This window comes from Devosia beringensis, assembly GCF_014926585.1.
Taxonomy (GTDB): Bacteria; Pseudomonadota; Alphaproteobacteria; order Rhizobiales; family Devosiaceae; genus Devosia; species Devosia beringensis.
In genome coordinates this window covers 2670883-2685273 of sequence record NZ_CP045422.1, presented here as the reverse complement: position 1 = coordinate 2685273, position 14391 = coordinate 2670883, and the positions used below count along the sequence as shown (strand labels likewise).

The window sequence follows — 14391 nt, the reverse complement described above, 5'->3', positions numbered from 1 at the left end:
GTCGGGGCGGGCGGCCGGGTCACCGGCCGTCCACCCCGTGGTGTCCTGGGAGGACTTACCAGGCGTCGCCCTTGAGCTCGGTCAGATCGGCTTCAAGAACTTCGAGGTTCTCGGCGGCCGAGCCATTGCCCGACAGCGTGTTGTGCACGGCGCTCCAGAACAGCGAGGAGACCTCGTTGTACTTGACCTTGGTGGGGGCCGATGGCCGTGGCACGGCATTCTGGAAAATCTCTTTCCAGTTGGCCATGAAGGGTGAGGCGGCCAGCACGTCTGCGTCGTCATAGAGCGACTCGATGGTTGGCAGGTTGGACTGGTTGATGGCGCGTTCCTTCTGTACCTCGGTCGAGGACAGGTAGAGCGCCAGCTTGATGGCCTCTTCCGGATCGGGCGAGTACTTGGACACAGCCACGTTCCAGCCGCCCAGCGTCGCCGCCGAACGGGCGCCTTCGCCATCACCGGCCGGGAGCGGGGCCACGTCGAACTTGCCCTTCACCGCCGAGTCATCGCCATTGCCCAGCGCATAGGCATAGGGCCAGTTGCGCATGAACACCGCATTGCCCAGCTGCCAAACGCCGCGGCTTTCTTCTTCCTGATAGGCCAGGTTGCCATCGGGCGAGATGGTGCCGATCCAGCCGGCGGCGCGATCGATGGCGGCAGCGGCCTTCTCGTTGTTGATAGAGATAGTGCCATCGGCTTCGACGATCTGGCCGCCGCCATTGGACATCACCCATTCCAGCGCGTCGCAGGTAAGGCCTTCATAGGCATTGCCCTGGAACACGAAGCCATACATGTCGGCCTGGCCCTCGGCGCGCTCGGCATCCATAATTTCCTGCGCGGTCGCGGCCATCTCGTCCCAGGTGGTGGGGACGGGCTTGTTGTGCTTTTCCAGCAGGTCAGTGCGGTAGAACAGCGCCGGTGCGTCGGTGAAGGCCGGCAGGGCGACAAGCTTGCCGTCCACGGTCTGCGACTCGATGATCGAGGGGAAGTGCTCGCCCACAACATCCTTGGCCGCATCGGTCAGATCGAGGAACTGATCGGCCAGCTGCGGCGCCCAGATCACGTCGGTCTGGTACACGTCGATATCGGCATTGCCGGCCGCCAGCCACAGCCGATACTGGCCGAACTGATCGCTCGTCGAGGAAGGCATCGGCACGATGGTGACGGTATTGCCCGTATCGGCCTCAAACTTGTCGAGCTGGCTGCGCAGGAAGGCCAGGCCATTGCCGGTATCACCCGAGACAATTGAGAGCTCCGCGGCCTGGGCCGACCCCATCACCAGGGTCACGCTCGTCAGCAGACCAACGAGCATTGTGTGCATTTTCATTAGATTTCCTCCCGAATGAAACATCCTTCGGAAAGGCATGGGCAGCCCGACACAGCTGTGCCGACATACTCGATCCCCTCCCTCAAAAGCCCTGTGTCGCGGCAATCCTGCCGTCTTTTCAAAGCGCTTTGGTTAAAAAGAAAGCAGAGCGCCAAATCTCTGTCAAGCGCGCGTTGTGGGTAACTCGCCTGACGTCGCAACGCGGTCAGATTTTATCCTTCTGGATCAGCAGGATAGAATGACAATGTGAATTTCGCGCTACATCCCGGCACAGGCATTCTGATGTACGCACCTCAAGCCAGACGGTTCGGTGTTAACTATTTTGCTGAAATTTGAAACCGCTTTGGAAGACTGACCGCGCGTCGGTTAACGCGACGTGGCGGGATGACATCCAGAGGCGGCTGTCGACAACCAGCCAAGTAGGCAACCAAAAATTGCCAGCCGCCAACAGGCATAGCCTGGCCGGTGCGGAGCAGGTTTGTTGGGGCAGCCAGGTCGGCCTGTGACCTGGCCCGCAGATCAGCCGACAGGCAGGCCGGCAGCGTCGAAGCGATGGATCTTGTCGTCGATCGGCGAGAAGTGGATATTGTCGCCGCTGCGATACTTGGTCGAGCCATCGACGCGCACCACAACCGGGTCCTCCTGGCCCATGTCGATATAGACATAGCTGTCCGAGCCCAGGTTTTCCGTATGGATCACCGTGCCGCTCCAGGTGCCGGCATCGGGAGATACGGTCATGTGCTCGCTGCGAATCCCCACCGTATGGGCATTGAACGGCTTGGCCAGTTCACCCTCGATCAGGTTCATCTTGGGCGAGCCGATAAAGCTCGCCACAAACAGCGATTGGGGCGTCTCGTAGAGCTCCATCGGCGTGCCGACCTGCTGGATCTGGCCGTCGCGCAGCACGCAGATCCGGTCGGCCAGCGTCATCGCCTCGACTTGGTCATGCGTCACATAGATCATGGTGGTCTTGGTCATGGTCTCGTGCAGCTTGGCGATCTGGATGCGCGTGGCCACGCGCAGCGCCGCGTCCAGATTGCTGAGCGGCTCGTCGAACAGGAACACCTTGGGGTCGCGCACAATGGCCCGGCCGATCGCCACGCGCTGGCGCTGCCCACCCGACAGCTGCCCCGGCAGGCGCTTGAGATAGGGCGTCAGCTGCAGCTGCTCTGCGGCTGCAGCGACCTTGGTCTCGATCTCTTCCTTGGGCGCATTGGCGATCTTGAGCGCATAAGCCATGTTGTCGAACACGCTCATATGCGGATAGAGCGCATAGCTCTGGAACACCATGGCAATGCCACGCTTGGACGGGGCACGATCATTGACCACCTCGCCCTCGATCTCGAGCGTGCCGCCGGTGATTTCCTCAAGCCCGGCAATGCAGCGCAGCAGGGTGGACTTGCCGCAGCCCGACGGGCCGACAAACACCATGAACTCGCCCGAATGGATGTCGAGATTGATGTGCTTGAGCACTTCAACCTGGCCATAACGCTTGCTGAGGTCGGTGAGCTTGAGGTTTGTCACGATCCGCTCTTCTTTCTTCTCATGAACCGTCCGGGGACGGCTGCAGGCCGAGTGCCCGACTTACTTGACTGAACCCGCCAGCAACCCGCGGACGAAATAGCGCTGCAGCGCAAAGAACACGATCAGCGGCACCACGATGGTGATGAATGCCCCGGCCGTGAGGATTTCCCAGTTATTGCCGCGCGAACCGAGCAGGCTTACCAGCTTGCCGGTCAGCACCAGGCGATCCTGCTGCGCGCCCAGGAACACCATGGCCACCAGCAGGTCATTCCACACCCACAGGAACTGGAAGATCGAGAACGAGGCCAGCGCCGGAAAGCTCAGCGGCAGCACCATGCCGGTAAAGATCTTGAAGTGGCTGGCGCCGTCGATGCGCGCCGATTCCATGATCTCCTTGGGCAGGCCCACCATGTAATTGCGCAAGAGATAAATGGCCAGCGGCAGGCCGAAGGCGGTATGGGCCAGCCATATGCCCAGATAGGTCTTGCCATCCGAGGCGCCCATGAGCTGCGCGATCTGGTTATAGAGCGTCAGCAGCGGGATCAGCGACATCTGCAGCGGCACGACCAGCAGGCCCACCACCAGCGCGACGATGAGGCCGCGGAACGGAAACCGCATCCACGCCAGCGCATAGGCGGCAAAGGCGGCGATCAGGATCGGGATGATGGTGGCCGGAATGGTCACCGTGAACGAGTTGATGAAGCTGCGCGCCACCCCGTTGGATGTCAGCACTTCCCAGTAATTGTCGAGCGTGAAGCGCGGCGCAATACGGGCCTGGTAGAAAACGCGCGGGCCGCGCGTATGGGTGAACTCGGTATCGGAGACCCATTCAAAATTGCCGTCTTCAGCCACGCTGATCGCGCCGCCTTCCGACATGGGCAGGCTGCCGCCGGGTGGCTCTGCCGCCGGCTCCCGATTGCTCAGCCCGAAGCCACCCAATTGCTTGTTGGTATCGCTGCCGAACACATTGCCGCGGATGACATAGCGACCGTCTTCGGCTGCCTGGTCGGCGGCGGTGCCGATGCGCGTCACGCCCAGCGATTCCGACGTGCTCAGCGCCGTCCACCAGCCCGACACCGCCAGCTGGTCCTTGTCGCGCAGCGAGGAGACCAGCAGGCCCACGGTCGGCAGCGTCCACAGCGCCACCAGCGCCAGCAGCACCAGATGGGTCACGACCCGTCCCGGCCGCACGCGCTGGAACCAGTTCTTGCGGCGCACGGTCGGCGCGGCGACAACGGCCTCGGATGTTTCGGTGACAGCGGTCATTAGCGTGTCCCCTGCTCTGCATTGGCGCGACGGATATTCCAGATCATGATCGGCAGCACGGCCAGCATGATCACCACGGCAATGGCCGAGCCGCGGCCATAGTCGAAGTTGACGAACATCCACTTGAACATGAAATTGGCCAGCACTTCGGTGTCCCATTGCCCATTGGTCATGGCAAAGATGATGTCGAACACCTTGAGCACCACGATGGTGATGGTGGTCCATACCACCACGATCGTCCCCATGATCTGCGGGATCATGATGTCGAAGAAGATGCGGATATCGCTGGCGCCGTCGATGCGGGCGGCCTCGAGCGTTTCCTCGGGAATGCCGCGCAGCGCCGCCGACAGGATCACCATGGCAAAGCCGGTCTGGATCCAGACCAGGATGATCATCAGGAACAGCGAATTCCAGAACGGAATGGTGATCCAGGCCTGCGGCGGCAGGCCGAAGCCGGTGACGATGGCGTTGAGCAGGCCGATCTGCACGTCACCCTCGCCGCGATAGTCATAGACGAAGCGCCAGATCACCGAGGCGCCGACAAACGAGATCGCCATCGGCATGAACACCAGCGACTTGGCGATATTGCCCCACCACAGCCGGTCCGCCAAAACGGCGATCACCAGTCCGAAGGCGGTCGCCAGCGACGGCACCACGATCAGCCACATGATGTTGTTGAGGATCGAGCGCTGGAAATTGCTGTCCGACAGCGCCCAGGCGTAATTGGCAAAGCCCACGAAATTGCGGCCGGACTTGTCGAGCAGGCTGAGGCGCAGCGTCTCGAACACGGGATAGATCAGGTAGACCGACAGGAACAGCAGCGCCGGCAACAGGAACAGCCACGGGCGGATCCGGTCGCGCAGACTGTCACGCCGGGTAACGGCTTCCCCCGTCACATTGTCGGAATTGAGGAAGCGGTCGAGCAGCCAGTTGCTGCCCCAGAAATAGGCAACACAGGCGGCGAGCGCCACGGCAATGGCGATGACGGCGCCAAACAATTGCTGCACAATATCGCCCAATTGCCGCTCCTCCCGTATCCAGACGTCTTTTTATAGGACGAAACCGGCGCGTGCGCCGGTCTCGATGATTCTTCTTATAGCCGTCTTAGTTGATGGCGTCCCAGCTTGCCTGGATTTCGTCGCCAACCTGCTGTGCAGACTTGCCGCCGACAAAGTCCACCATGCCGGTCCAGAAGCTGCCGGCGCCGATGGCGCCTGGCATCAGATCGGACCCGTCGAAGCGGAACGTGGTCGCGTCGAGCAGGATCTGGCCTTCACCCTTGAGGGTGTCATTGGCATAGGTCTCGACATTGGCAGCCAGCAGCGTCGACAGGAAGCCGGACTGAGCCATCCAGATCTCGTTGGAGATCGGGTTCATCAGGAAGTCGATGAAGGCCTGGGCAGCAGGGGAATCCTTGGTGACTACGGCAAGAGTACCGGCGCCGAGCACGGGCTGGCCCAGATCGCGTTCGGTCGAAGCGGGGAAGTAGAAGAAGTCCGCATCGGTGCCCAGTTCGGTGCCTTCAGGGAAGAAGGACGGAATGAACGAGGCCTGGTGGTGCATGTAGCAGGCTGGCGGCACGGCAAAGAGACCGAGCGGGCTTTCGCGGAAGTCCGTGGTGCCCACGGCAGCGACGCCACCGGCAACCTTGGCATCATCCTTGGCGAACCAGCCGAATTCCTCGAGCGCAGCCACGACCTTTGGATCGTTGAACTTGAGTTCATTGCTGACCCAGGCATCATAATCTTCCGGCGTATTGATGCGCAGCATGATGTCTTCGATCCAGTCGGTCGCCGGCCAGCCGGTCGCGCCGCCCGAACCCAGGCCGATGCACCATGGCGTCACGCCATCGGCAACCATGGTCTCGGTGAGCGTCTTGAGCTCTTCATAGCTCTGCGGCACTTCATAGCCGGCATCGGCGAAATTGTCCGGCGAGTACCACACCAGCGACTTCAGGTCCGACTTGTAGGGCACGGCATAGAAGGCCTCTTCGCCGCTCGCATTGGCATAGGTGCCCAGCGAGACGAAGGACGAACCGGCAGCATTGCCGGATTCAACGGCCGCCTTGACCTCGTCCGACAGCGGCACGAGATAGCCCTTGGAGGCCATGTCGGCCAGCAGGCCTGGCTGCGGCAGGATGGTGATATTGGCCGACGAGCCGGCGGCAGCATCGATCTGTGCCTGCTGCTCGTAGTTTTCCGAGGAGGCGTAGTTCACCGTTGCGCCGGTGGCATCCTCGAAATAGGCCAGCACGCTTTCAAACATTTCCTGGTCGCCGCCTTCGCGCCATGGACCCCAAATGGTCAGGGTCTGGCCCGCCAGATCGCTATGGGCGGCGGCAAATTCTTCGAGCGCTGCCCAGCTGAAGGCGCCTTCGCCCTTGGGGAACATCAGTTCCTGCGCCTGCACATTGGTCGCCGTCAACGAAATGCCCAGCAGCATTGCCGTTGTCATCATGGTGAGCTTCATAAGATATCCTCCCGGTAAGCCGAAAAAGAGAGATCACGCCATTCTGCCTGCGCTTGCGCCGGCATGAAGGGCCTGTCCTCCCGCCAAGCGCCAGCTGCACTGCCGTCTCCGGCATCAGGTCAAAGCGCTTTGGGCCGAAACCAACCAGAGTGGCCATGGCCTGTCAAGCACGGCTCTATCGCCATCACGGGATATCAGGGGCTTCAATCGATATAACCTTAACCGCACAGCAGGTTACGGCTGCCTGAGACAAACTGGCTCACCCAGGAGTGACCGCCAGCCCGCTGCGATCACGGCAAAACCACCCCATGAAAACCGGGCCTTGCGTCGCAATTTGAAATCGCTTTGAATGCGCATGGAGGAAGATGCGGACCGGCTCGATGCCGACCCGCTGCCCCCATGCCGGCCGAACGGACCAGGTGCCAGCCAAGGCACCGGCCTGCCAGCGGACGCGGAAGGGGCCACGCACGCTTATGAGACTAAAGGATCTGGCCGAGCATCTCGGCCTGTCGCAGACCACCGTCAGCCGCGCCCTCAATGGCTATCCAGAGGTCAACGAGGCCACGCGGCTGCGCGTCGCCGAGACCGCGACACGGCTCGGCTATCGCCCCAATGCCAATGCGCTGCGCCTGGCCACCGGCCGCGCCGGCGCCATCGGCATGGTGCTGCGCGGCTCCTCCGAATTCGGCCCCCATACCAGCGAGTTCCTCAGCGGCGTCGGCGGGCGCCTGGCCGAAGAGGAAATCGACATCATCGTCACCACGGTCCAGACCTATCACGAAGAAGTCGCCGCCTATCGCCGTCTGGCCGCCAGCCAGAAGGTCGATGCCATCATCCTGCATTCGCCCACCCTGCATGACGAGCGAGCCAAACTGCTGATGGAGCTTAATATTCCATTCGTTCTGCATGGCCGCACCGAAATCGGCGCGCCCCATGCCTGGCTCGATATCGACAATGCCGGCGCCATCGAGCGCGCCACCAGCCACCTGCTCGATCTCGGCCATCGCCGCATCGCTTTGTTCAACGGCTTCAAGGATCGCACCTTTGCCGTGCACCGCGAGAGCGGCTACCGCAAGGCGCTCGCGGCCCGCGGCGTGCCCTGCGATCCGGCACTGCTGAGCAATGCCGCCTTCAGCGACGAAATCGCCTTCCGCACCGCCCATGACATGCTCGAGCTGGACACCCCGCCGACGGCCTTCCTCGCCGGCTCGATGATGACCGCGCTCGGCGTCTTCCGGGCCATTCGCCAGGCCGGGCTGACCTTGGGCCAGGACGTGTCCATGATCGCCCATGACGACGTCTTCCCCTATCTCAACGCCGACAACATGTACCCCTCCATGTCGACCACCCGCTCCTCGATCAGCCTGGCCGGCATTCGCATTGCCGAGTTGATCCTGCAGATCCAGGCCGGCAAGCCCGTGGCCGACATCCACGAGGTCTGGCCAGTCGAACTGGTTCTGCGCGAAAGCACCGGCCCGGCGCCAAGCTGAGCGCCTCCGCGATCAAACATGCCATCTGTGCTGCTTGCAGGGCGGGCCACGCTGGCAAAACCGTGCACAAATCAGTGTTTCGCTGGCGTCGACATAGTCAGGTTTTCCTGGCCTTCTATCCTTGAGTCCTGCGAGGCCATTTCATGAATGCTGTTTTCCCGCGACCGCTGCAGCCCGGCGACAAGATCCGCTTCGTCTCTCCAGCCAGTCCCTGTCAGCGGTCAGATATCGAAGAAACCGCCGAGGCTCTCCGGCACTGGGGGCTGGAGGTCGATTTTGGCGAACATGCCTTTGAGCGGTTGAACTATCTGGCCGGCACTGACGAACAGCGCCTTTACGATGTCAACGCGGCACTGCGTGATCCGCAGGTAAGGGCGATATTCGCCACGCGCGGCGGCAAGGGATCCTACCGCATTGCCGACGCGCTCGATTTTGCCGCCGCCCGCAACGACCCCAAATTCGTGGTGGGCTTCAGTGACATCACCATCCTGCAACTGGCGCTCTGGAAGCACGGCGTTGGCGGGGCCGTGCATGGTGCGTTTCAGGGCGATGAGCGGGACTGGGAGAGGCAGGCCGATATTGCGCCGCTCAAGGCGATCCTGATGGGCAGTCCGGCCACTGTCTTGACGCCCCAGCCGGAAGAGCCAACCGCCAGCCTCACCACAGGCGGCACCGCCCAGGGTGCTCTGTTAGGCGGCAATCTTGACATGATCGCCACCGCGGCAGGCTGGGCCCTGCCCCCGCTGGATGGCTGCATCCTGCTGCTCGAAGCGGTTAATATGTTCATCGGGCAGGTCGACCGGCAACTGACCATGCTGCGCAAGGGTGGTCATCTTGATGGTGTCGCCGCCATTGCCATAGGGCAGTTCACCGACTTCAAGCCGAGCGGCACGCTGACCATAACCGACCTGTTGCGGGAGCATCTGCAGCCGCTCGGCATTCCGCTGCTGGGCGGTCTCCCGCTCGGTCACGGCCCCGGCGCCAGAAGCATCCTGATGGGACGACCCACGACGCTTGATGCCGACAGGCGCGAGCTCAGGGTTGCAGGATAAGCTACCCCACCCGCAGCAGGTGGTTATCGAACTGGAAGTCGAAGCGCTTGGTTTCCCGCGCCGCGCCGGCCATGCCGATCAGTTCGCCCAGCCCGCTGCTGGCAACAAATCCCGTGCCGTCCGGCGCCAGGCCACAGCCATTGCGCAGCGTCTGCGCCAGCACCGGTCGGCGTCCCTCGACGTCGATCGCCACCAGCAGGTCGCCCTCAGGCGAGGACACCGCGATGGTCGCCCCGTCGGCCGAGGCGGCAACCGAACCGACATAATTGCGCAGGTCGGCCAGCGTGCCGGGCGGCAACTCGATCAGCCTGATGTCGCCATCCATGCTGGCATAGCCCACCAGTTGCGGGCTCTCGCTGGGCGCGCCGCGATATTGGCAGCCGAACCAGACCCGGCCACATCCATCAGTCGCCATGTGGCGGATCGATAGCTGGTGCAGCCCGGAATCGAGCCGCAACTGCCCCACGAGGCCACCGTCGCGGCGGTCGATGAACACCACCGAAGGGTCCATGGTCTCGAGATTCAATTCGGTCCGGCCATAATCGGGATGCGTCTCGATCCCGCCATTGGCCACCACCAGCGTGACCCCATCGGGCATCAGCAACATTTCATGCGGACCGGTGCCATAAGTGGGAAATTCGCCGATCCGGCGATAGCCGTCACCGGCGTCATATATCCCCACCACGCCCTGCGCGGCTTCAAAATCGCTCTCGGTGGCGTAGAGCAGCTTGCCGTCCGGAGAGAACACGCCATGGCCGAAAAAGTGCCGCCCCGCCACGCTGGTCAGCGTCACCGGCGCTTCCCTGCCGCTGGGGTCGAAGACCACGGCAAAGGTCCCCGGCTGGCGGGCGAACACCACGCCGCGCCCGGCCTCGCGGCTCAGCGTGATGTCATGACCGCGATCGGGCAGGTCAATGCTGGCGATCAGCTCGCCCGCCTCGCCCAGCAGCACGGCGCCATAGTTCCCGCTGGCGGTCTGCACCGCGCTGGCAAACACCAGTTCGGTCTGCTCCAGCGCTAGCGCCTGACGCGGCAGCAGGCTCGCGGCAAAGCCCGCCCCCGCCGCCTTCAGAAACGCCCGGCGCTGCCACATGCTAATCTCCGTCCAGCGAGGAAAATCCGACGCTGAGGCCGAGCGCCGTTGGCAATTGCTCGCCGACCATCGCCTGCAACGAACCGGTCACCAGCACCAGATAACTGAGCGCCGCCGCCTGTTTGTCGTCGGCCACCGCCGCCTCGACCGGCAGCGTCACCAGGTCGAGCGCCCGCACCGCATTGCGGAATTCAAACTGGATGGAGTTGTCGAGGCCCCGATTGGCCTCGCCCACCGCCCGCGCCATCCCGGAACGGGCGACCAGCTCGGCCATGCCGTCCACATTGGCGCGCACGAATGCCATTGTCATGCCGGCGCGCCAGAACGCTGCCAGCTTGGGCTTGGCGGGGCCGCCATCGCTGGCCATGAACGGCAGCAGATGCTTGTCGCGCAACCCTTCCAAGCCGTGCGACACCAGCCCCACCAGCGCCTCCATGGCTTCGGTTTCCGAGCGATAGTCGGCATAGTCCGGCTGCGGGCTCTGCAAATGGTCGGCAATGCCACCCGGCACATACCACCCCGCCACCATTTCCTTGGCCATGCCGGCAATATTGCCGGCAATCGCCTGTCCATAGGCGCAGCGGAACGCGCCTGTCGCATCGGTCAGGCTCTCTGCCCCGGTGCCGAACAGCACGAATTCGAGCGCCCCCAGTCCCTGTACGGCCACACTCTTGGCCCTCAGGCCGGCCAGGTCGGTCGCGGTCGCATCTTCCTCGGCCAGGATCGCCTGTACCTGCTTGAGCCCGATACCGCGCCGGTCCGGCCAGAACAGCAGACGGTCGGCCCGGTTGTCTTCCATCAGCGGCCCGATGCGCAGGAAGTCGATCCTGCCATAGGCGCCTACAACCTGCTTGAACTGCTGGGCTGCGATCGCCACGCCATCCTGCGACGGCACGGCACAGAGCGCGGTCATGGCGCTGTCGAGCCCGCGCGCGCCCGCGTCAAGCCGCAGCATATTGGGGCGGATCACATCGACAACGGCGGCGTGCAGCACTTCTCCGGGCGTCGTCTCCTGCGCCGATGCGGCCCCGGCAAAGGCGAGCATCAGCGCGGCAATTATCATCAAGCGCATCAAAGGGATCCCAGAAAGCTCAGCAGGTCATCGCGGGTGGCTTTCGACATCCCGGCAAAGTCGTCGCGCGCCGCCTGGGCTTCTCCGCCATGCCACAATATGGCTTCGGTCAGATTGCGCGCGCGGCCATCATGCAGGAAAAATGTGTGCCCCGAAACGGTTTCTGTCAGCCCGATCCCCCAGAGCGGCGCCGTGCGCCACTCATAGCCGTCTGCCTGCCCCTCCGGCCGGTGATCGGCCAGGCCCTCGCCCATGTCATGCAGCAGGAAATCGCCATAGGGCCAGATCAGCTGGAACCGGTGGGCCGGATTCTCCGCGTCCCGGCTGGTGACGAATTTGGGCACGTGGCAGCTGGCGCAACCGGCCTCGTAAAACGCCTGCTTGCCGCGCAATACTTCTGGCGCATCGACATCGCGGCGCTCCGGCACGCCTAGGGTCTGCGCATAGAAGGTCACCAGGTCGAGCACTGGGTCGGGCGCCTCGGAAGGTCCCAGACGCGTCTGCACGCCGGTCGGCATGGCCAGGCATTCGGCCTGTTTGGTGGTGCAGTCGCCATGCGGCGCATCCACGAGCGGCGTGGCAATGCCGATATCGCCGGCAAAGGCAGCGGCCGACTGGCTGCGCACGCTGGCCTTGCCGGCCTTCCAGCCGAAGCGGCCGAGCATCACCGACTGGCTGACCGGTTCGATCGTCCAGTTGGCACGCCCGGAAATGCCGTCGCCATTGCTGTCCTCAGGATCGGCATGGGCCAGGATGTCTTCGGCCGGAATGGCCTCGACCAGCCCCAGCCCGCTCATCGGATTGGCCAGCCGCGGCGACAGCATGATGTCATCCGCCAGCGGCCCGTAATTGAGATCGGCAACCGAATAGGCTGGTGACCGCAGCGTCACCACCGTACCGTCGCCCAGCGTCACCGGCAGGTCGCTGTAGTCGATCACCATCCGCCCCTCGGCCGCAAGGCCGGGCACGGCAAAGTCCTGCAGCTGGCCGCCATAGATGGGGTCACCCACCTCTTCGTCCGTCACCCCGTCAATGCGCGGCCGCGGATCATCCGCCCCCGGCGGCACCGACAGGCGCAGGAACATCGACACATTCTCACCCTGCCCCTCGAAGGGCGGATGGCCGCGCCCGTCCTTGATGTGGCAGCTCTGGCAGCCACGCGCATTGAACAGCGGCCCCAGCCCGTCCGACGCTTGGGTCGAACTGGGCGAACTCACCCAGATCTTGCGGAACAGCGCATTGCCCAGCTTGAACTGCTCTTCCTGTTCAAAGCTCAGATTGTCGAGGAAGTGGCTGAAGGAGTCGGCATTGGGCGCAAAACTCGTCGTGCCCTTGCCCGCCGGCTTGCCCTCGAAATTCTCGGCCTTGCTGAAGTCCGTTGTCGGCGCCGTCACCTGCTGCACCCGCACCAGATCCTCCGGCTTCAGATCGCTTCGCACGACGCCATCCCGGGCAAAGACAATCCCGCCGGCCAGCAGCGCAACAAGGGCAAGGGTGAGGCGGGTTTTCATGGCGTCTGTCCGGTTATGGAGAGGTTACCCTCTCCGGCCTCCCCCGGAATAGGGGGAGGATTCTGCCGGGTAAACCCGGCAGCGGCGTCTCCGCTATCATATGCCTGGAGTGGAGCATCTGCTCCCTGTCGCAGGGGCGGTCGGGAGGGGGCAGCCTCCTTGGAGGCTGGCCCTTCTATTGGAACACGGCATCCGGGTTTGACAGCGAGTCACTGTCCTCGATCGTCACCGCATCGCCCAGTTCGAGCAGCGCCACGGCCCGCTCGATGCCGCGGGTCTGGGCGATCAGTCCGTCGATCGCCGCCTGCACCACGGCATTACCCTCTGCATTGCCTTCGCCGATCTGCTGGTCATAGGCCTCGCCACCCTCGGCGCGGTCGGCCATGACCTGCATCTTGGCGACGGTATCGGCCAGCAGCGCCTGGATTTCCCCGTCCAATGCCGCATCCTTGTCGGCGATAACCTGGGCCAGCGATGGGCCCTCGATCACTGTGCCGTCCACGCGGGTATATTGCCCCAGATAGACGTTCTGGATGCCCACCGCATCATTGAGGTGCGAGGCATGGGTATTGTCCGAAAAGCAGTCATGCTCTTCTTCAGGATCGTGCAGCAGCAGGCCCAGCTTCATGCGCTCGCCAGCCACCTCGCCAAAGCTCAGCGAGCCCATGCCGGTCAGGATGGTCGAAATGCCCTGCTCGGGCAGGGCCGCCCGGGCCGCGCCGTCCGCCGTCCAGTTGCCCACCATCTCCTCGAGATCGGCGACCAGCAGGCTCGACGCCGCCTTGAGATAGGCGGCGCGGCGGTCGGCATGCTCGGCCGTCGAGTAATCCGTAAAGGGTCGTGCACCGGCACCTGGGCCGGTGCCGTTCAGGTCCTGGCCCCACAGCAGGAACTCGATGGCGTGGTAGCCGGTGGCCACATTGGACTCGACGCCCGCCGCCTCCTGCAACTGCGTCTGCAGCAGTGCCGGCGTGATCTCGGTCGCATCCAGTTCGACGCCATCAATGGCCAGCTTGGGATTGGCGATGACATTGGCGACATAGAGGCCATTGCTGTCGCTCTCGCTGCCATAGCTGGCGTCGACATAGTCGATCAGACCTTCGTCGAGCGGCCAGGCATTCACCCGTCCTTCCCATTCATCGACAATGGGATTGCCGAAGCGGAAGGCCTCGCTCTGCTGATAGGGCACGCGCGCCGTCTTCCAGGCCGCCCGGGCCGCCTCCAGCGTCGCGTCGCTCGGGGCCGTGATCAGCGCATCCACGGCCGCATCGAGCGCCTTGGCCGTACTCAGCGCATCTTCATAGCTGGCCAGCGCAATGTCGGCATAGTGGCTGAGCACATCGGCTTCCGCCGGCGGAGCGGCAAAGGCCGCTACGGGCATGACCGACAGGGTCAGGGCAAGGGCAAGACGGCGCAGACCGCGCGTGCTGAACGAGATCATCACTGATCCTCCAAAGGATTTCTGTAAACCGGACTATCAATGTCACCTTGGATAATCAATTGGTACTTCAATAACTTGGAAGCATTCTAAACTATAACAACCGGGCCAATCCGGCCTGCGGGGAAATTCCCCAACCCGGCCCGCCACTT

11 protein-coding genes are annotated in these 14391 nt (G+C 63.4%); 2 read left to right on the top strand and 9 right to left on the bottom strand.

What is annotated here, in order from left to right:
* Positions 1-55: 55 nt before the first annotated feature.
* From GDR53_RS13065 to GDR53_RS13045, 5 genes are all read right to left on the bottom strand, one after another.
* Complete coding sequence (locus tag GDR53_RS13065) at positions 56-1324, bottom strand: ABC transporter substrate-binding protein (protein WP_193334911.1); 1269 nt, start codon at positions 1322-1324, stop codon at positions 56-58.
* Between the two features lie 519 nt (positions 1325-1843).
* A complete protein-coding gene (locus GDR53_RS13060; protein WP_193334910.1) occupies positions 1844-2848 on the bottom strand; it encodes an ABC transporter ATP-binding protein in 1005 nt (334 codons plus the stop codon).
* 60 nt (positions 2849-2908) lie between these two features.
* Entirely contained in the window at positions 2909-4114 is a 1206-nt protein-coding gene (locus GDR53_RS13055; protein ID WP_193334909.1) for a carbohydrate ABC transporter permease, read from the bottom strand.
* Positions 4114-5124 (bottom strand): carbohydrate ABC transporter permease, encoded by a 1011-nt coding sequence (locus GDR53_RS13050; RefSeq protein ID WP_193338090.1) that lies wholly within the window; start codon positions 5122-5124, stop codon positions 4114-4116. The genes GDR53_RS13055 and GDR53_RS13050 overlap by 1 nt, the downstream gene beginning before the upstream one ends.
* A 94-nt stretch (positions 5125-5218) precedes the next feature.
* Positions 5219-6583 carry an ABC transporter substrate-binding protein gene (locus tag GDR53_RS13045; protein WP_193334908.1) on the bottom strand — a complete coding sequence of 455 codons (1365 nt, stop codon included), beginning with the start codon at positions 6581-6583 and terminating at the stop codon, positions 5219-5221.
* A gap of 473 nt (positions 6584-7056) precedes the next feature.
* On the opposite strand from GDR53_RS13045, the gene GDR53_RS13040 reads away from it, so the two are divergent.
* Positions 7057-8073, top strand: coding sequence for a substrate-binding domain-containing protein (locus GDR53_RS13040; RefSeq protein ID WP_193334907.1), 1017 nt, complete (start codon positions 7057-7059; stop codon positions 8071-8073).
* 143 nt (positions 8074-8216) lie between these two features.
* Positions 8217-9125 (top strand): S66 peptidase family protein, encoded by a 909-nt coding sequence (locus GDR53_RS13035; protein ID WP_193334906.1) that lies wholly within the window; start codon positions 8217-8219, stop codon positions 9123-9125.
* Position 9126: 1 nt separating this feature from the next.
* On the opposite strand, the gene GDR53_RS13030 is transcribed toward GDR53_RS13035, so the two are convergent.
* The 4 genes from GDR53_RS13030 to GDR53_RS13015 form a co-directional block, all read right to left on the bottom strand.
* Positions 9127-10218 carry a DUF1513 domain-containing protein gene (locus tag GDR53_RS13030; protein WP_193334905.1) on the bottom strand — a complete coding sequence of 364 codons (1092 nt, stop codon included), beginning with the start codon at positions 10216-10218 and terminating at the stop codon, positions 9127-9129.
* Between the two features lies 1 nt (position 10219).
* The gene (locus GDR53_RS13025; protein ID WP_193334904.1) at positions 10220-11290 is read right to left on the bottom strand and encodes an imelysin family protein; all 1071 of its coding nucleotides are present in this window, start codon (positions 11288-11290) and stop codon (positions 10220-10222) included.
* Positions 11290-12801, bottom strand: a complete 1512-nt coding sequence (locus GDR53_RS13020; protein WP_193334903.1) for a di-heme oxidoreductase family protein — start codon at positions 12799-12801, stop codon at positions 11290-11292. Before GDR53_RS13020 ends, GDR53_RS13025 begins: the two co-directional genes overlap by 1 nt.
* A 175-nt stretch (positions 12802-12976) precedes the next feature.
* On the bottom strand, positions 12977-14242 hold the full coding sequence (locus tag GDR53_RS13015; RefSeq protein WP_193334902.1) for an imelysin family protein: 1266 nt from the start codon (positions 14240-14242) through the stop codon (positions 12977-12979).
* Between the last annotated feature and the right edge of the window lie 149 nt (positions 14243-14391).